Origin of the sequence: Chryseobacterium sp. KCF3-3, assembly GCF_045865955.1 — a bacterium.
GTDB lineage: Bacteria > Bacteroidota > Bacteroidia > Flavobacteriales > Weeksellaceae > Chryseobacterium.
This window is the reverse complement of record NZ_AP035792.1, coordinates 4,911,592-4,929,954: the sequence shown is the minus strand read 5'-3', so window position 1 is coordinate 4,929,954 and position 18,363 is coordinate 4,911,592. Positions and strand designations below refer to the sequence as shown.

At 35.8% G+C, this 18,363-nt stretch carries 17 protein-coding genes; 9 read left to right on the top strand and 8 right to left on the bottom strand.

The genetic code is table 11. The features are described 5' to 3' along the window. Positions 1–48 precede the first annotated feature (48 nt). Positions 49–4,416, bottom strand: coding sequence for a CusA/CzcA family heavy metal efflux RND transporter (locus tag ACKTTZ_RS21990; protein ID WP_407846613.1), 4,368 nt, complete (start codon positions 4,414–4,416; stop codon positions 49–51). A 90-nt stretch (positions 4,417–4,506) separates the two neighbouring features. After that, a complete protein-coding gene (locus ACKTTZ_RS21985) occupies positions 4,507–4,899 on the bottom strand; it encodes a hypothetical protein (RefSeq protein WP_407846612.1) in 393 nt (130 codons plus the stop codon). A gap of 281 nt (positions 4,900–5,180) precedes the next feature. Between ACKTTZ_RS21985 and ACKTTZ_RS21980 the strand changes: the two genes are divergently transcribed. From ACKTTZ_RS21980 to ACKTTZ_RS21945, 8 genes are all read left to right on the top strand, one after another. Continuing rightward, positions 5,181–5,513, top strand: coding sequence for a single-stranded DNA-binding protein (locus ACKTTZ_RS21980; protein WP_034695518.1), 333 nt, complete (start codon positions 5,181–5,183; stop codon positions 5,511–5,513). 14 nt (positions 5,514–5,527) lie between these two features. Next, positions 5,528–5,983: an HRDC domain-containing protein gene (locus ACKTTZ_RS21975; protein WP_253317917.1), complete on the top strand. Its 456-nt coding sequence runs from the start codon at positions 5,528–5,530 to the stop codon at positions 5,981–5,983. A 122-nt stretch (positions 5,984–6,105) separates the two neighbouring features. Further along, positions 6,106–7,476, top strand: a complete 1,371-nt coding sequence (gene hisS / locus ACKTTZ_RS21970) for a histidine--tRNA ligase (RefSeq protein WP_034695516.1) — start codon at positions 6,106–6,108, stop codon at positions 7,474–7,476. A gap of 189 nt (positions 7,477–7,665) precedes the next feature. Further along, positions 7,666–8,529: an SHOCT domain-containing protein gene (locus tag ACKTTZ_RS21965; protein WP_253317916.1), complete on the top strand. Its 864-nt coding sequence runs from the start codon at positions 7,666–7,668 to the stop codon at positions 8,527–8,529. A gap of 11 nt (positions 8,530–8,540) precedes the next feature. Further along, complete coding sequence (locus tag ACKTTZ_RS21960; RefSeq protein WP_407846611.1) at positions 8,541–9,389, top strand: PH domain-containing protein; 849 nt, start codon at positions 8,541–8,543, stop codon at positions 9,387–9,389. Between the two features lie 18 nt (positions 9,390–9,407). Further along, on the top strand, positions 9,408–10,055 hold the full coding sequence (locus ACKTTZ_RS21955) for a GNAT family N-acetyltransferase (RefSeq protein ID WP_034695514.1): 648 nt from the start codon (positions 9,408–9,410) through the stop codon (positions 10,053–10,055). A 63-nt stretch (positions 10,056–10,118) separates the two neighbouring features. Next, a complete protein-coding gene (locus ACKTTZ_RS21950) occupies positions 10,119–10,655 on the top strand; it encodes a PH domain-containing protein (RefSeq protein ID WP_034695512.1) in 537 nt (178 codons plus the stop codon). Between the two features lie 50 nt (positions 10,656–10,705). After that, complete coding sequence (locus ACKTTZ_RS21945) at positions 10,706–11,497, top strand: class I SAM-dependent methyltransferase (protein WP_407846610.1); 792 nt, start codon at positions 10,706–10,708, stop codon at positions 11,495–11,497. A 95-nt stretch (positions 11,498–11,592) separates the two neighbouring features. Here ACKTTZ_RS21945 and ACKTTZ_RS21940 read toward each other — a convergent pair whose 3' ends face one another. From ACKTTZ_RS21940 to ACKTTZ_RS21915, 6 genes are all read right to left on the bottom strand, one after another. After that, positions 11,593–11,829 (bottom strand): YtxH domain-containing protein, encoded by a 237-nt coding sequence (locus ACKTTZ_RS21940; protein WP_034695510.1) that lies wholly within the window; start codon positions 11,827–11,829, stop codon positions 11,593–11,595. A gap of 99 nt (positions 11,830–11,928) precedes the next feature. Beyond that, a complete protein-coding gene (locus ACKTTZ_RS21935; protein ID WP_034695509.1) occupies positions 11,929–12,771 on the bottom strand; it encodes an isoaspartyl peptidase/L-asparaginase in 843 nt (280 codons plus the stop codon). A gap of 294 nt (positions 12,772–13,065) precedes the next feature. Continuing rightward, positions 13,066–13,197, bottom strand: coding sequence for a hypothetical protein (locus tag ACKTTZ_RS21930; RefSeq protein WP_407846609.1), 132 nt, complete (start codon positions 13,195–13,197; stop codon positions 13,066–13,068). Positions 13,198–13,491: 294 nt separating this feature from the next. Further along, positions 13,492–13,623, bottom strand: coding sequence for a hypothetical protein (locus ACKTTZ_RS21925; protein WP_407846609.1), 132 nt, complete (start codon positions 13,621–13,623; stop codon positions 13,492–13,494). 356 nt (positions 13,624–13,979) lie between these two features. Beyond that, on the bottom strand, positions 13,980–14,111 hold the full coding sequence (locus ACKTTZ_RS21920; protein WP_407846609.1) for a hypothetical protein: 132 nt from the start codon (positions 14,109–14,111) through the stop codon (positions 13,980–13,982). Between the two features lie 356 nt (positions 14,112–14,467). Next, positions 14,468–15,358: a cyanophycinase gene (locus ACKTTZ_RS21915; protein ID WP_253317425.1), complete on the bottom strand. Its 891-nt coding sequence runs from the start codon at positions 15,356–15,358 to the stop codon at positions 14,468–14,470. 198 nt (positions 15,359–15,556) lie between these two features. On the opposite strand from ACKTTZ_RS21915, the gene cphA reads away from it, so the two are divergent. Beyond that, on the top strand, positions 15,557–18,187 hold the full coding sequence (gene cphA, locus ACKTTZ_RS21910) for a cyanophycin synthetase (protein ID WP_253317424.1): 2,631 nt from the start codon (positions 15,557–15,559) through the stop codon (positions 18,185–18,187). The last annotated feature ends 176 nt before the right edge of the window (positions 18,188–18,363 follow it).

Here is an 18,363-nt window from a genome sequence, read left to right as displayed (position 1 = left end):
AAAGGCAGAAAAGTATCTGCTAACTTTTGAGCAAATGTCCTTTGGTCTTTAGTTTCCATTGGTATTGAATTTTGGATCGAACGAATTAATCTCAATAAGACTATTATTTCTGTTCTTTAATGCTTCTATATATTGATTCTGAATATCAATTGCCTGATTGGTTAAGATTACCCATTGAAGATAATCGATATCTCCTCCTAAAAACTGTTTCTTAGCAGTGGAATTGATCGTTTGTACATGCTTCATCCCTGTATTTTGGTAATACTCAACGGCTTCATTGTATTTCTGAAATTCAATCAGAGCAGACTGATAATTGACCTCAAAATTTTTCAGATTATATTCATATTCAGCGGTAGCAACGGCCTGATTGGCTTCAGAAGCTTTTATCTTGGCCTTCTGACCACCATTAAAAATAGGAATCCCAACACCAACAATAACAGACTGAAAACGCGGTGTGCTGTTGTATTCCTTATTATCAGCTCCCATTCCCTTCATTCCCATAATGTTATAGCCCAAAGAAAGACTTGGAAGAAGTTTGCTTTTTTCAACCTCGGTTTCAGCAATAGAAATATCTTTTCTCTGCTTTAAATATTGGAGATAAGGATGTTCGGTAACGGAAACTCCGTTTAACGAGGTTTGCTGAAGCAAATTATTATCTTCAACATTTACAGTATGAGCTGTTTCAGTATTCAACAATAATTGGAACTGAAGCTGGGAAATTTCTAAATCTCTTTCCAGCTGTTTTAACTGAATAGCAATTTGTCCACGCTGATTTTCTGCAGTGGTTTTTTCTAAAATATTACTTTCCCCAACCTTAAAACGAAGATGAGCCTTATTAAGAAATTCTGCGTATAATGCATCATTTTCCTGAAGCAGGCTTTTCTTCTGCTGAAGATAGACCAGATTATAATATACCTGGGCAACACTCTTACGAAGTTGTGCCTCTTTAACACCAACGTTTAGTACACTGTTTTTCCAAACTTCAGTCAAAAGATTTTTATGAGCTGAATAAACTTTCGGAAAATCTACTGATTGAGAAATCCCGGCTCTTATATCTGTGTAGAAACTGTTGATTTGTCCAACTTCTGCAGTAAGATTGGTTGCTGGAATAAGCGCATTCGATTTGATAAGAATTTTATTATAATCAGCTCTCAATTTTTCGTTTTTCACGGACAAATTGTTTTCAAGCGCAATATCTGTTGCTTCTTTTAAAGATATGATTGATTGTGCTTTTACACTGAAAAGTCCTAGAAATAGACATACAAAAAAGAGTTTTTTACCAGAATTTCTTTTGAATGTAAATTTTCTTTTTTCCACCATTATATAGAGAATTGGTAATACAAAAAGAGTAAGGAACGTCGCCACGATGAGCCCTCCAATAACTACTGTGGCCAAAGGTTTTTGTACTTCAGCGCCCTCTCCGGTACTTAAAGCCATAGGTAAGAAACCTAACGATGCTACAAAAGCAGTCATCAAAACAGGTCTTAAACGGACTTTTGTTCCTTCAAGAACAATGTCACGCAAGTTGGTCATTCCCTCTTTTTTGAGTCGGTTAAATTCCGATATCAGAACGATTCCGTTTAATACTGCAACTCCAAATAATGCAATGAATCCAATTCCTGCAGAGATACTGAAAGGCATTCCTCTTAGAGCAAGCGCAAAAACTCCGCCGATAGCCGAAAGTGGGATTGCTGTGTAGATTAAAAAGGCCTGTTTCATAGAGTTAAAAGCAAAATATAATAGAATAAGAATTAGAGTTAAAGCTACCGGAACGGCAATAAATAATCTTGATTTTGCTTCCTGTAGATTTTCAAAAGCACCACCATATGTCACATAATAGCCAGGAGGAAGTTTCATTTGTGTTTCAACTTTATTCTGTAGTTCCTGAACCATCGTCTGTACATCTCTTCCTCTGACATTGAAACCAACGATAATTCTGCGCTGTGAATTTTCTCTTTGAATTTGATTAGGTCCTTCAATAATATTGACATCTGCAATTGAACTCAAAGGAATCTGCTGCCCATTAGGTGTTGATACCAATAAATTCTGAACATCCTCAAGATTTTGTCTTTTATCTCCCGATAATCTTACTACAAGATCAAAGCGTTTCTCGCCTTCGAAAACAGTTCCGCCAACAGCTCCTGCAAAGGCAGAATTCACGATATTATTTACCGTTTTAATATTCAGACCATATTGAGCAATCGTTGATCTGTTAAATTTAATGACGATCTGAGGCATTCCGGTAACTGCTTCTACATAAACACCGCTGCTTCCTTGAACTGAACCTACAATTTTCCCTAATTGGGCTGCATATTTTGCTAATGTATCCAAATCTTCTCCGAAAATTTTGCAGACAACATCTTGCCTTGCTCCCGAAATAAGTTCGTTAAAACGCATAGCAACGGGATACTGAAAACTGAAAGTTACCCCTGGAACAGCTTCTAATTCCTTTGCCATTTTTTCTTCTAATTCTTCATAAGTATCTGCGGATTTCCATTCTTTTCTGTCTTTAAGAATAATCATCATATCTGTAGCATCAATGGGCATTGGATCGGTTGGAACTTCACTGCTTCCTGTTTTCCCAACTACTTTTTCAACTTCAGGGAATTTCTCCAGTATAATTTTGGAACCTTTTGAAACGGCATCAATAGATGTATTCACATTGCTTCCGGGTAAAACACGGGTTTCCACTGCAAAATCACCTTCCGGTAATGATGGAATAAATACGCCTCCTAATGTTGACAAAATGAAAATAGCGACAACAAACATGGCAACAACTGAAGCCAGAATAACTTTTGGAATTCCAAGAACTTTCTCCAAGAGATCTTTGTAGGACTTTTCCAACCTTGCCATAATCCTGTCAGAGAAATTTTCCTTTACCTGAACTTTTTTACTTAAAAATAAAGCAGTCATCATAGGAACATAGGTTAATGATAACACAAATGCACCTGCCAATGCAAAAGCGACTGTTTGAGCCATTGGAGTAAACATTTTCCCTTCAATTCCTTTTAAAGCAAAAATCGGGAGATAAACAATTAAAATAATGGCCTCACCGAATATGGCTGCATTTCTCATTCTTGCTGAAGTACCCAGCACTTCAGCATCCATCTGTTTTTGAGATAGAATATTGATACCCGAATACACTTTTGAATGTCGTATCCTGTGCATAACGGCTTCCACAATAATGACAGCTCCATCGACAATTAACCCAAAGTCTAAAGCGCCTAAGCTCATAAGGTTTCCGCTGACCCCAAATGTATTCATCAAAATCACTGCAATCAGCATTGATAATGGAATAACAGAAGCTACAATAAGTCCTGCCCGCATACTTCCCAAGAAGAATACCAGTACAAATACTACAATTAATGCACCTTCAATAAGATTTTTAGTAACTGTACTGATGGAGTTATCCACCATTTTGGTACGGTCCAGAAATGCATCTATGACAACACCTTCCGGAAGGTTTTTTTGAATTTGATCAATTTTTTCCTTAATATTTTTGATAACTTCGTTGCTGTTGGCCCCTTTCAGCATCATTACAACTGCACCGGAAACCTGCTGTTCTCCATTGTAGGTCATTGCTCCATATCGGGTAGCACTTCCCAATCTTACCTGAGCAATGTCACGAATAAGCAAGGGAATACCATTGTCAAGATTTTTAACGACAATATTCTGTATATCTTCCTGAGTTCCCACAAGACCTTCACTCCGAATAAACAAAGCGGTTGGTCCTTTCTCTATATAAGCACCTCCTGTATTCTGGTTATTATTTTCTATGGCAGTAAATACATCACTGATAGAGATATTATTAGCTTTCAATCTTGCCGGATCAACAGCAATTTCATACTGTTTCAAAAGACCTCCGAAACTGCTTACTTCGGCAACGCCTTTAACGCCAATAAGCTGACGGCGTACAATCCAGTCCTGAATCGTACGGAGTTCCATCGCATCATATTTGCCTTCGTATCCTTTCTTAGGACGAACAGTATACTGATAGATCTCTCCCAAGCCTGTAGTAACGGGAGCTAAAGTTGGCGTACCAAATTCTTTGGGTATTTGGTTCTGTACCTGCTGTAGTCTTTCAGAAACCTGTTGTCTTGCCCAGTAGATGTCTGTATTATCATCAAAAACTATTGTTACTACTGATAATCCGAATCTGGAAAAACTTCGAAGTGATTTTAATCCGGGAATATTATTATTGACCTGTTCAATGGGAAATGTAATTAATTGCTCTACATCCGGAGCTCCAAGAGACGGTGCAACAGTAATTATCTGCACCTGATTATCTGTGATATCGGGAACTGCATCTATGGGGAGTTTTTTCACTTCATACACCCCATAACCTATTAAGACTATGATAAAAAGCCCGATAATGAGTTTATTCTTAATAGAAAACTCAATTATTTTATTAAGCATATTTTATTTGTTAAGCATTAAACATTCGTATCGACATAAGCCGAACGTGTAATGGCTCAAAAGAAAACTTCTTCTGAGAATGTAAAATGATTAACAAGAACGTGGAGGTTGCCAAATGCCTTTGAGGTGGGCAGAAGGTATAAAGGAATTTGTATAATATAGAGGTTTCTCTTTAATCTCAGCAATAGTCTTTAAAAAAGAAAACGTACTGATCTGAAAATTGAACACAGCAATATGAGGAGCATGAGCATCTATACTTTTAAAAGGTAGATTCTTATGACTGTGTTTTGTTGAGTTGTAATGAGAGTTGTTATAAGAATAATGTTCTTTCAAAAATCCGATAAAAGAACTGGCTTCATCATCATGTTCTTCCTGATGCAATAAAAAATGTTCTATAAGTTCCGGGAGCTTCAAGAGTTGTTCACCTATGCTACTGGTAGATAGGAATATGATAAGAAAGAATATGGATAAAGCTCTTTTCACTTACACAAAGTTAAGAAAAGAAATAAACTTGATGAATTTTTTATGAAAGTTCATCATTAATTTTTTTTAATAAGAAACTTGAAGAAACTTATCAGTAAGCGATGAACAAAGATTTTAAAGATTCCTAAAATAAATATTATCCGACTACAAACGACTACAAATGGATTTAAATAGTTTATAACCGACTATAAATAGGAACCATCGCAATCTTTGCAACAGAGATTTGAGAAAAACAGTGAACGTCTCTTATCTGAATTATTAATCTTTAAAATATAAAAGTTATGTCACTAAGAAACAAAGTAACATTAATTGGTTACACAGGAAAAGAAGTTGAAATGGTAAACTTCGACAATGGAAACGTAAAAGCAAGTGTATCCTTAGCCACCAGTGATCACTACACGAATGCTAAAGGAGAAAAGGTAGAAGAAACACAATGGCACAATCTGATTGCCTTTGGGAAAACAGCAGAAATTTTTGAAAAGTATGTTACCAAAGGAAAAGAAATAGCTATTGAAGGAAAGCTTACCTACAGATCTTATGATGATAAGGATGGAGTGAAGCGGTATATCACGGAAATTCGTGTAGATGAAATCCTGTTGCTAGGAGGAAAATAATTTAAAAAACACAAATGATGAGAGTGAAAATTTTTAAAATCAGGTTGCCAGAAGAGTTTCTCTATAAAGATCAGAAAATGCTGGATGATTTTCTGGAAGGCAATGAGATCATGAAAGTAGAAACAGCTTTTGTGAGTGAAGAAAAATATTGGTCTGTAATATTGTATTTTGAAGATTTAAAACTGACAAAAAATACAGTAAAAGAACCTAAGGCAATTAAATATTCTGCAGAAAATGATCTTTTGAATACAGATGAAGAAAAGATTCTGGATGCTTTGAAACTCTGGAGATCAGAAAAGGCCAGGGAGCAGAATCTTCCCACTTATTTCATTGCGAGTAATAAAGAACTGATATCTGTAGCCAAGTATAGACCTGCCAGGAAAGAGGAGTTACTTGAAATCAAAGGGTTCGGAAAGCATAAGATTGAAAATTATGGTGAAGAAATCCTGGAGATTCTTGAAAGCGTATGATTTTTTGGAATAATTGATAATATTAAAGGAAAAGCTGAGGGAAGTCTTTCTTCAGCTTTTTATACTATGTAAAATTCCTTTCAATTCCTTACTTTTGCATTTATCAAAATGACATACAACAAATGAAGCCAAGTTTAGCAAAAGGGACGAGAGATTTTACGGCACAAGAAGTTTCCAGAAGAAAATATATTATCAATATTTTACAGAATAATTTTGAATTATTCGGTTTTCAGCCATTGGAAACTCCAAGTTTTGAAAACCTTTCTACGTTGACAGGAAAATACGGAGAAGAAGGTGATCGCTTGATTTTTAAAATTTTAAATTCAAGTATCAATGAAGCAAAAGAAGAGAAAAAGAATCAGATGCTTCATGACTTTCAAAAAGCATTAGACAAACCATTCAGTGCGGAAAGTCTTACAGATAAAGCCCTTCGTTATGACCTTACTGTACCTTTTGCAAGATTCGTGGCAATGAATCATGGTAAACTGACGTTTCCCTTCAAACGTTCTCAGATCCAGCCGGTTTGGAGAGCAGACAGACCTCAGAAAGGAAGATTCAGAGAGTTTTATCAGTGTGATGCTGATGTAGTAGGAAGTGAGAGTTTGCTACAGGAAGTGGAGCTGGTTCAGTTGTATCTGAAGTCTTTTGCCGATCTGAAAGTTCCCGTAACCATTCATATGAACAACAGAAAGATTCTTTCCGGATTGGCAGAATATGCAGGAATCACAGATAAACTGATTGATTTCACTGTAGCATTGGATAAACTGGATAAGATTGGTAAAGACGGAGTTGTAAAAGAATTATTGGAAAGAGAAATTTCTCAGGAATCTATTGATAAACTGGATTTCTTATTCAGCCAGTCAGATGATGCACTGGAAAACCTTCTTCAGTTGAAAGAAAAATTTGCAGGAAATGAAATTGGTCTGAAAGGAGTAGAAGAGCTTGAATTTGTTCTTACACAATCTCTGAACCTTGGTGTGGATATTCAAAACCTGGTTTTCAATATTACTTTGGCAAGAGGTCTGGACTATTACACCGGAGCTATTTTCGAAGTGAAAGCAGATGAGGTTGCCATGGGTTCCATTGGAGGTGGTGGAAGATATGATAACCTGACTGAAGTTTTTGGAGTGAAAAACATTCCGGGAATTGGAATTTCATTCGGGTTAGACAGAATTTATCTGGTAATGGAAGAATTAAATCTTTTCCCTGAAGAAGCATCAGCCAAAATAGAATATCTGTTTGCCAACTTCGGTGGAGAAGGGATCACAGAAGCATTAAAATTGATCATGAAGCTAAGAGCAAAAGGTATTTCAGCTGAATTATATCCTGAAAATGCAAAGATCAACAAACAATTTACCTATGCTGAAAAGAAAGGCATAAAAAATCTTGTTTTCCTGGGTGAAGAAGAAATTAAAAATAATACAGTTACTTTCAAAGACCTTGAGGCTGGAGAACAGAAAACTGTTTCTTTAGAAGAGTTTTTAGGAGAATAATAGTAAACACCTATAAAAAACAAAACAACCACAAAAGTAATTTTGTGGTTGTTTTGTTTGATGGATGCTAAGATTTAAATACTTTTGATCTTTACAATCGGTCCAGAATTTGTAATTTGGAGTCGACGTTATAAGACAGGGTAAAAATGATGCTCTGTATTCATAAAAACTTTTAAACATAAAAACCAGATGAATATTATTTGTGCATTGTGTGGAACACCACTAACAGCTACTGATATGTCCGTGGGTAAAAATAAACTTGCTGATGGCGGTTACTTGTGTGCAGGATGTTTTACTAAAGCCATTAGGATCAATAGAGACCTCATCAATAATCTTGACCAATTCTATTTTGCAGAAATTACAGGAATGATTCTGAAAAGTAAAATTGATGCGAGTCAGAATGCGGGAGGTTCTCAGTCTGCGACTAACAATCACTACCAATATGATGCGCCTACCAGATTAGATGAAATAAAAGATCAGATTGTTGCACTTAATGCAAGACTGAGCGTTTTGGCGAATGAGGAAGTGAATGAATTGGCTAATGTGTTGGATAGAGATGAAAGATTATTGGCTATTGCAGAAGGCATAGACCTTCAGAGTAACAGAGAAGGAATTATATTTTCAACCCAAAAGAGAATTGCTTTTATTGATAAAAAATTTCTGGGTGGTGTTGCAAAAAATGAATTCTTCATTCAGGATATCTCTTCTATCGATCATACTGAAAGTCTTTTGTATTCTGTGTTGAAAATCAATACCTATAGAGGTGCTGCACAGTTTAAACTGCATAATAAAAATGATGGAAGAGCATTTTCCAATGTTCAAAGCAGAAGTACAACTTATACTGAAAATGAATTCAGACAAGATTCTAGTCCATTACAGGCATTTACTCAAACAATTCCGGATCTGGTACAAGAAGATGTATATTCTGCAGCTCAAGAAGATTCAAATACAATTTTTGAACAGCTGGAAAAATTGGGAAAACTGAGAGAAAACGGAATTTTAACAGAGCAAGAGTTTGCAGAGCAAAAGAAAAAATTGCTTGATAAATTATAAAAGAAGAAGAAATGAGCAATAATTGTGCATTGTGTACTACAGAATTAACATCTATGGATACGCTTTTGGGAGCAAATAAGCTTTCAGACGGTAATGTTTTATGCAATAAATGTTTAAATAAAGTAACCGATATCAATGATGAGTTGCTTTATAACCTTAATAAATTCAGCATTAATGATATCAATACCATGCTGAGTGCAGAAAAAACTGAAGCAGTTCAGGCTGTCATAATGACAGAATCGAATCTTCCTGCAGCAGTAAATTATGGTTCTCGTCAAATCTCAAAAGAGGTTTACAAACGAAGACACCAGAAAATAAAGAATGAACTGGAAATGCTGAATGCGAACCTTTCCATCTTTACCAAAGGAGAAATCAAAGAACTTCCTTATCTTATCTCTGAAGAAGAACAGATCATCGCAATTACAGATGCACAGTTTGCCAATACCTTAGCTGCCGGAATATTAGTGGCAACTCCTACGAGATTAATTTCTGTATCAAAAGCTATGTTTGGCGATGCAAAAATCAATGATTACCCTAATGAAACCATTAAAGCTGTAAGCTTTGTAGCAGATCCGAGATCACCCATTATTAAGCTGCATCTTGATGAAAGAGTGGTAGAGTTTGAATGTTTCATGGATAAAGATGATGCAGAAAAATTCTACGATAAGATAAAAAATACTTATAATAGTCCTCAGGAACAACCTTCAAAACAAATCGGCTCTGCAAACAAAAGTGTTTCAGTTTCATCAGAAGAAGTTTTTAATCAGCTTGAGAAATTAGGAAAGCTGAGAGAGAACGGAATTTTAACCGATGCGGAATTTGCAGAGCAAAAAAAGAAATTATTGGAGCAATTAAAATAAAACTTTTAACACCAAATCATGAAGGATAAAGTATCTTCAAAAATAGTTGAAAACTGGCTGAAAGGATGGTGCCTGTCAAGAGAAACATCTTTTCCTGTGTCCTATAAATCAGGATTTCATGTGACTGTAGGAGATGAAAAACAGAAAGAACGTTTCGTATTTCCTGCGCTTAATGATGATTTTTTCAAGCTTGCTGCTTCCATTGATGAGCCCTGGATTTATCTGAAAGTATCCACTTCTCCTGATGAATTTATCAGTAAAATCCCTGAAAGATGGCAACTGCAGTCACAAGGATATATGATGACCTGTTTTCACCCGATGGAATTTCCGGAAACCAGTCTTGCAGAAGGATATCACCTTGAGTTTTCTGAATATAATACAACCTTTGTGATCAGAATTGTAGCCGAAAATGGTGAACTAGCTTCCATAGGCCGTGTCTCTCTTATAGATGATTGTGCTATTTATGACAGGATCATTACCGAAAAAAATCATCAAAGGAAAGGGCTTGCCCGTTTTTTATTGAAAGAATTGGAGAAGATCGCTTTGTCCAAAGGATGTCCCAATAATCTTTTAGTGGCCACGGATGAAGGAAAACTATTGTATGAAACCTTAGGTTGGAAGCTATACAGTCTGCATACTTCCATTGTGATACCCTCAGAAGATTAATATTATCATTGAATTAAATTTTTATTGTTAATAAACAGTAAATTAGACCTATAAACTAATGCTATGAGTGAAAAATCAAGACTTGACGAAATAAGAGATGAGCTTAAAAATCTCGATATCAGCCCTACCATATTTGCCCGGAAAGAAATTCATGAATTGCCGGATATCCTATCATCAGACGAAAGAATTGTCTATCTCGTAGAAGGCAGAAACAAACTGAACAACCATCATATCATCTTAGTAGCTACAGAGAGAAGGCTGATTTTTGTAGATAAGGAATTCATGTACGGATTGAAAGTAGAAGACTTTTCTTACAGCAAAATAAGCTCCATACAATATGAAAAAGAATTCTTACTGGCTTCTATAGATATTCAGGTTACTGATGATATTGTAGAGATTGATGGAGTAGGAAAGTACCATGCTGAGCTGTTTTGCGAAAAAGTAAGAGATTTTATGTCACGCCCGGAAACACATTTTCAGGGCAAAGTTGAACCTAGTGTTTTAGATCAGTTAGAACAATTGGGAAGATTAAAAGAAGCCGGAGTATTAAGCGAAGAGGAGTTTCTTGAGCAAAAGAAAAAATTGATGGAAAAATTATGATTGGTGTATACTGAATAATAAAAATCACTAACACTTTTTAAACTAAAATCATGGAAAATTACTTAGAAATCAATAAAAAATCATGGAACGCTAAAGTAGAACCTCATCTGAAATCGGATTTCTACTTTGTGGATGAATTTTTAAAAGGCAGAACCTCTCTGAATTCAATAGAACTTGATCTTCTGGGAGATATAAAAGGGAAAACTATTCTGCATTTGCAGTGCCATTTCGGTCAGGATTCTATCTCTTTGTCAAGAATGGGAGCTAAAGTTACCGGAATAGACCTTTCTGATAAAGCTATTGAGACTGCCAGAGAGCTTGCACAGAAATGTGGTACAGATACAGAATTTATCTGTTCAGATGTATATAATTTGCCGAACGTTCTGGATCAGAAATTTGATATTGTGTATACAAGCTACGGTACAATAGGATGGCTTCCCGATCTTGAAAAATGGGCTGGAATTATCAATCATTTTTTAAAACCGGAAGGGAAATTCATGATGGCAGAATTTCACCCTGTTGTCTGGATGTTTGATGATGACTTTACAAAAGTGGCTTACAATTATTTCAATGAGAAACCGATTGTAGAAACCTATGAAGGTACTTATGCGGATCAGTCGGCACCTATTGAGGAGGAATATGTCATGTGGAATCACTCTTTATCAGAAGTTCTCGATAATTTGATAAAAAAAGATTTACAACCGAATACTTTCCGGGAGTTTGACTGGTCGCCTTATCCTTGTTTCAGGCATGTAGAAGAATTTGAAACAGGAAAATGGAGAATTCCACAGTTTGGAAATAAAATACCTCTTGTATATGCGCTTATAGCACAGAAAAAATAAAACCTTAAGGGTTGCATTAAAATAAAAAGTCACCGTAGTACTACTACGATGACTTTTTCCTATATATGAATGTTAAAAAAACTGCTCTGTGTTGATTAGCTTAGGGAATCCTCTGCTTTTGTCTTTACTTCGTCTACTTTATTCTGAACCTGGGAAGCAACATCATTGGCTTTGCTTTTAAGATCATTTCCCCATTTGTTAAGATTGTCTTTTGCAGTATTGATTTTATCTTTTACAGCTTGTTGATCTTCAGGGCTTGAATTCTTATATTTCCAATAAGCTAATGCACCTAATCCTAGTAAAGCTAATAATCCTTTTGTCTTGTTTCCCATGATTTCTATTTTTTTATGTATTAATATTAAAATTTGTTGTTATGAATAATGTAAAATACGTGCCAAAAAAATAACTGGACTTATAAAAAAATGTTAAATTTAAGAGAAGACTTCAAAATTTTCACCATCAAAACTGGCGAAAACCATAGTAGGATATGAATCCTGATGATAAATATTTCCCTCTTTATCAATAGCAATAGCGCCTGCAAACCCATCAATGGCTGCAAGTTCATCAAATGTCTTGCTGAAAGCCTGTTCGAGACTCATACCATCTGTAACTCTCGTTACAATTTTTGCAGCAGTAGCATTACTCACAATATCTTCACCTACACCGGTACAGCTTACTGCACAAAAAGCATTGGCATAATTTCCGGCCACTGTGGCAGAATCCGAAATTCTCCCTGGAATCTCAAAACCTTTCCCTCCAGTAGAGGTGGCAACAGCTAGTTTTCCTTCCTGATCAATGGCTACACAGCCCACAGTTCCCTTACCTCCATTGGCAAGTTTAGCTTCATATTCTTTTCTTCTTTGAGGAATCTCCGTAGAAAAATTCTCAAATCCATTCTCTGTAGCATAGATCTTTGCACCATTTCCTCCTAAAACCCTGTCATCTTCATTGATAAGATCTTTAGCCACAAAAATAGGGTTCTGTACATTTTGAATATTAATTACACCACTTAGTCTCTGAGTATTTCCGTTCATAATGGCAGCACTCATACGGATAACACCATCACTCTGGATCTGAGAACCGATTCCTGCATTGTATAAAGGATCATCCTCCAGTAATGAAACGGCATAGGCAACCGTATCAAATGCAGAATGAGTTGTAAGATACTCAAACGATTTTTGAGCAATTTCTTTTAAAGAGTTCTGTTTTGCTGTTTTTACTTCATGACTTTGGTTGCTTTCAGAGAAAAAACCGCCGTGGATAATTATTTTCATAGTAGATATGGGTTTCGTGTTCCGGTATTCCGTTTTTATTTAAATCAATAATACAACCGGGGATTAATGAAGAAAGATAAGCATTTTATTGAAATACTGAGTTAATACGAGTTCCGGGTTTCGTGATTTCGGGTTTATTACCCTTGAAAAAAAGATCGTGGTTACTTATATACCTCGAATCCCGAATCTCGAACCCCGTATTGATATGCGTTTCGAGTTCCGTGATTATTTTCTTTTACAAAACAATCCCGGTTATTTTTATATATCTCGAACCTCAAAACCCCGTAACCTGCACTATTTATCCTGTGGTATCGGATTAAACTGAGAGTTTTCAATTGTTAATGTCTTCGTTGTAAGATCATAATGATCATTCATCGACATTACACCGCTTTCAGAGAAAAAACCGCCGTGGATAATGATTTTCATAGTAGATATGGGTTTCGTGTTCCGGTATTCCGTTTTTATTTAAATCAATAATACAACCGGGGATTAATGAAGAAAGATAAGCATTTTATTGAAATACTGAGTTAATACGAGTTCCGGGTTTCGTGATTTCGGGTTTATTACCCTTGAAAAAAAGATCGTGGTTACTTATATACCTCGAATCCCGAATCTCGAACCCCGTATTGATATGCGTTTCGAGTTCCGTGATTATTTTCTTTTACAAAACAATCCCGGTTATTTTTATATATCTCGAACCTCAAAACCCCGTAACCTGCACTATTTATCCTGTGGTATCGGATTAAACTGAGAGTTTTCAATTGTTAATGTCTTCGTTGTAAGATCATAATGATCATTCATCGACATTACACCGCTTTCAGAGAAAAAACCGCCATGGATAATTATTTTCATAAAATTATAGATGATGATTGATAAATGATATTCTTTTACGAAGTTAATTTATAAATTCTAATTAAACATTCAACCTTAAACTTTAAAAAAAAATGAAACCGAAGTTCCATTTTATACTAATAATGAAGTTGTTTCATGTTAAAACACTTTAGCCCACTTCAGTAAGTTTAAAATGTTTCCGGATAGAAGTTCACATAAGATGAAAATCAAAGATTTTCAGAATACTTAAGTGTACTTATTATACATGAAGCTTAACTAAACAAAACTTAAGTGTTTACAATATTATGAATTGTATGGTCAAAAAATAATCATTGCAAAAAGTTTATCCGCTTTTAATATTTTTTGATTATAGTCAGCTACTTATCCTGTGGAATCGGATTAAACTGAGAGTTTTCAATTGTTAATGTCTTCGTTGTAAGGTCATAATGATCATTCATCGACATTACACCGCTTTCAGAGAAAAAACCGCCATGGATAATTATTTTCATAAAATTATAGATGATGATTGATAAATGATATTCTTTTACGAAGTTAATTTATAAATTCTAATTAAACATTCAACCTTAAACTTTAAAAAAAAATGAAACCGAAGTTCCATTTTATACTAATAATGAAGTTGTTTCATGTTAAAACACTTTAGCCCACTTCAGTAAGTTTAAAATGTTTCCGGATAGAAGTTCACATAAGATGAAAATCAAAGATTTTCAGAATACTTAAGTGTACTTATTATACATGAAGCTTAACTAAACAAAACTTAAGTGTTTACAATATTATGAATTGTATGGTCAAAAAATAATCATTGCAAAAAGTTTATCCGCTTTTAATATTTTTTGATTATAGTCAGCTACTTATCCTGTGGAATCGGATTAAACTGAGAGTTTTCAATTGTTAATGTCTTTGTTATAAGGTCATAATGATCATTCATCGACATGACGTGTACCGTTAAATTATCAATAGAAATAGGTTCTCCAAGGTTGATATTGGTAAGGTTGGTATCTTTGATAAATCTTCCGTCAACTAAGATCACAAGACCTGAGCCCACAGCAGTCATGACATCGTTATGAATGAAAAGACCTGTATCTTCACCCAGACCGATTCCCAGAGTTCTCGGATTGTTGACTACTGCCTGGAAAAGACGTCCGATTCTTCCTCGCTGTACAAAATGCGTATCAATAATAACATTATCAATCAGACCTAATCCCTGAGTGGTTTTAATTTCTCCTTTTAATAGAGCTTCAGAGCTGCTTCCCTGGTAGATCATATTTTCAGAAGCTGCAGCAGCTCCCGCAGAAGTTCCGGAATAAATAAAATCCTGCTCCTGGTATTTTAATAAAACGGTATCATGAAATCTTGTGCCTCCAAGAATAGAAGTCAGTCTCAGCTGATCTCCTCCGGTGAACATCATGACATCAGCAGCATTGGCTCTGGCTACCATGGCGTCAGAATTGGCTTCCTCACGATTATGGATGTCAAGAACATTTACATTTTTAGCCCCAAGAAATTCAAATGCTTTTTTATATTCAGAACCTACGATCTGGGGAATTTGAGATGCAGTGGTAACGATTTCAATCACAGAATTTTCTTTCAGTTTTGATTCGTTAATGATCTTTCTTAAGATCCCACGTTCAAAAAAATTAAGATTCTTTTCGATATTCTGATCATAATCGGTTTCAGCAAAACTTCCTTTGTTTACAGCGCCTCCAATAACTATTAATTTTCCAACAGGTTTCGTCATGGTACAAAATTAAAAAATAATTAACATTCTTTGGCGAAATTCGTGCCATCTTTAGTTGATTTTTAATGTTTTAGGAATGTTAGTTAAAATTAATTTTTTTTTAACGAATCTTTAAATGTGGTATAGTTTCGTTTAGGGTTTTACATTATCTTTGGTTTTGAAAGGAGTTATTGTTAACTGTTAAAATGCCAATAGACTATGAAAATCGAAAAGATTCAGGCACTAAGAGGTCCTAACATCTGGAGCATCAGAAGAAAGAAGCTGATACAGATGAGGTTGGACTTAGAAGAAATGGAGAATTATCCTACCAATAAAATCGAAGGATTCCGGGAAAGGATTGAAAAATTAATCCCATCATTGATTACGCACCGATGCTCGGAAGGAGTGGAAGGAGGCTTTTTCCATAGAGTGGAAACGGGAACATGGATGGGACATGTCATTGAGCATATTGCTTTGGAAATACAGACCCTGGCAGGAATGGATGTAGGGTTTGGAAGAACCCGTGAAACAAAAACTCCGGGAGTATATAATGTGGTATTTAATTATATTGAAGAAAATGCCGGAATTTATGCTGCAGAAGAGTCTGTAAAGATTGCAGAAGCATTGATTGAAAGCAAAGACTATGATTTGAATGCATGTATTCACCGATTAAAAGAAATCAGGGAGCGTGTCCGTTTGGGTCCTTCTACCGGAAGTATTGTGGAAGAAGCTGCTTCCAGAAGAATCCCATGGATCAGATTGGGAACGAACTCATTGGTACAGCTTGGTTATGGAGTGAATCAGCAAAGATTTCAAGCCACCATTACCGGAAAAACAAGTTCTATTGCGGTAGATATTGCCTGTAATAAAGAACTGACCAAAAGAATGCTTCATGATGCAGCTATTCCCGTACCGATTGGGGATTTAGTAGTTGATGAAGAAGATTTAACCGCAGTCATCAGAAAAATTGGGTATCCGATTGTTTTAAAACCTTTGGATGGAAACCATGGAAAAGGATCATCCATTAATGTCAATGATTGGGATGCTGCTAAGATAGGTCTTGAACATGCTCAGAAATATTCAAGAAAAGTAATTGTTGAGAAATATATCACAGGTTACGACTTCCGTATACTGGTGATCAATAATAAAATGGTAGCTGCAGCCAGAAGAGTTCCTGCCCATGTGGTAGGTGATGGAGAACTGAATCTTCAGCAGCTGATTGAAAAAGAAAATAAAGATCCAAGAAGAGGCTATGGCCATGAAAATGTCCTTACTGAAATTGAAGTTGATAAAGACACTTTAGAACTGCTTGATAAGCTTCAGTACACGCTGGAGACTATTCCTCAAAGGGGAGAAGTGGTTTATCTTAAATCAACGGCTAATCTTTCAACCGGAGGAACTTCCATTGATGTAACAGATATGGTGCATCCGGAAAATATCACGATGGCTGAAAGGATTTCCAAAATTATCGGTTTGGATGTCTGCGGAATTGATGTGATGGCAGAAAACCTTACCCAGCCATTAAAAGAAAGTGGCGGAGCTATTATTGAAGTGAATGCAGCACCTGGTTTCAGAATGCATCTTGCACCAAGTGAAGGACTGCCAAGAAACGTTGCTGCGCCAGTGGTTGATATGCTTTATCCTCAGGGGAAACCTTTTACTATTCCGATTATTGCAGTAACTGGAACCAATGGAAAAACAACAACGACCAGACTTATTTCCCATATAGTAAAAAGCAATGGGTACCGGGTAGGGTTTACCACTTCGGATGGAATTTACATTCAAAATACCATGCTGTCAAAAGGAGATACTACAGGGCCGCTTTCTGCAGAATTTATCTTAAAAGATCCTACGGTAGAGTTTGCCGTTCTGGAAACAGCCAGAGGCGGAATTTTACGTTCCGGTCTTGGTTTTTCTCAATGCGATATCGGAGTTCTGACCAATATTGAAGAAGATCATCTGGGAATGAATGATATTCACAGTTTGAAAGATCTTACCAAAGTAAAGCGTGTTGTACTGGATAGCGTGAAAAAGAGTGGCTGGAGTGTTTTGAATGCTGACAACGAATATTCCATGAAGATTGTGAGTGATCTCGATTCTAATGTGGCTATTTTCAGTATGGATGAAAACAACCCTCATATTGTAAAATTTGCCAAAGAAGGAAAGATTACCTGCGTGTATGAAGAAGGTTTTGTAACCATCAAAAAAGGAGACTGGAAAATCAGAATAGGAAAAGCTAAAGACTTCCCGATTACGATGGAAGGAAAGGCCAGGTTTATGATTGAAAATGTATTGGCAGCCAGTTTGGCAAGTTATCTTTATGGATTCGGGATTGAGGATATTTCTAACTCTTTGAGGACGTTTATTCCGAGTGCTCAACTTACTCCTGGAAGACTGAATGTTTTTAAATTCAAAAACTTTAAGGTGCTGATTGACTTTGCCCATAATCCTTCTGGATACGAAGCCATTGAAGATTATCTGAAAAACGTAGAGTCTACGAAGAAAATCGGTATTATTTCCGGTGTCGGAGACCGAAGAGATAATGATATCAGAGAATGTGGAAAAATTGCCGGAAGAATGTTCGATTATATTATCATCCGAAATGAGAAACATCTTCGTGGAAGAACGGAAGAGGAAATCAACGGATTGATTATTGATGGGATTAATTCTGCAGGCAGAGACGTTAGTTATGAGATCATTCCTAAAGAGATTGAAGCGTTGAAACATGCAATAGGAATGGCAGAAGAAGGAACGTTTATTACTGCTTTAAGTGATGTTATTTCCAATGCCATTGATCTGGTTCAGGAATACCAGGCCAAGGAATTGCTGGAAGACGATAAAAACGTGTAATACCTCTTTATAAAACTTATTAAAATTGCAATACGGAACAAAAAACGTATTGCAATTTTTATATCTATTGTGTTGTAGCAGATTGAAGTTTGTTTGATTAAAAACAGATGATATATCTGTGATGACTGTTGTACAAACAATTAAAAGTTAATCCTTACGGTTTCCCGTAGAGTATA

Excerpts from the sequence above, each read along its gene's own strand:
- ACKTTZ_RS21990 (WP_407846613.1), bottom strand. The coding sequence starts at position 4,416 with ATGCTTAATAAAATAATTGAGTTTTCTATTAAGAATAAACTCATTATC.
- ACKTTZ_RS21980 (WP_034695518.1), top strand. The coding sequence starts at position 5,181 with ATGTCACTAAGAAACAAAGTAACATTAATTGGTTACACAGGAAAAGAA.
- ACKTTZ_RS21975 (WP_253317917.1), top strand. The coding sequence starts at position 5,528 with ATGATGAGAGTGAAAATTTTTAAAATCAGGTTGCCAGAAGAGTTTCTC.
- hisS (WP_034695516.1), top strand. The coding sequence starts at position 6,106 with ATGAAGCCAAGTTTAGCAAAAGGGACGAGAGATTTTACGGCACAAGAA.
- ACKTTZ_RS21965 (WP_253317916.1), top strand. The coding sequence starts at position 7,666 with ATGAATATTATTTGTGCATTGTGTGGAACACCACTAACAGCTACTGAT.
- ACKTTZ_RS21960 (WP_407846611.1), top strand. The coding sequence starts at position 8,541 with ATGAGCAATAATTGTGCATTGTGTACTACAGAATTAACATCTATGGAT.
- ACKTTZ_RS21955 (WP_034695514.1), top strand. The coding sequence starts at position 9,408 with ATGAAGGATAAAGTATCTTCAAAAATAGTTGAAAACTGGCTGAAAGGA.
- ACKTTZ_RS21950 (WP_034695512.1), top strand. The coding sequence starts at position 10,119 with ATGAGTGAAAAATCAAGACTTGACGAAATAAGAGATGAGCTTAAAAAT.
- ACKTTZ_RS21945 (WP_407846610.1), top strand. The coding sequence starts at position 10,706 with ATGGAAAATTACTTAGAAATCAATAAAAAATCATGGAACGCTAAAGTA.
- ACKTTZ_RS21940 (WP_034695510.1), bottom strand. The coding sequence starts at position 11,829 with ATGGGAAACAAGACAAAAGGATTATTAGCTTTACTAGGATTAGGTGCA.
- ACKTTZ_RS21935 (WP_034695509.1), bottom strand. The coding sequence starts at position 12,771 with ATGAAAATAATTATCCACGGCGGTTTTTTCTCTGAAAGCAACCAAAGT.
- ACKTTZ_RS21930 (WP_407846609.1), bottom strand. The coding sequence starts at position 13,197 with ATGAAAATCATTATCCACGGCGGTTTTTTCTCTGAAAGCGGTGTAATG.
- ACKTTZ_RS21925 (WP_407846609.1), bottom strand. The coding sequence starts at position 13,623 with ATGAAAATAATTATCCATGGCGGTTTTTTCTCTGAAAGCGGTGTAATG.
- ACKTTZ_RS21920 (WP_407846609.1), bottom strand. The coding sequence starts at position 14,111 with ATGAAAATAATTATCCATGGCGGTTTTTTCTCTGAAAGCGGTGTAATG.
- ACKTTZ_RS21915 (WP_253317425.1), bottom strand. The coding sequence starts at position 15,358 with ATGACGAAACCTGTTGGAAAATTAATAGTTATTGGAGGCGCTGTAAAC.
- cphA (WP_253317424.1), top strand. The coding sequence starts at position 15,557 with ATGAAAATCGAAAAGATTCAGGCACTAAGAGGTCCTAACATCTGGAGC.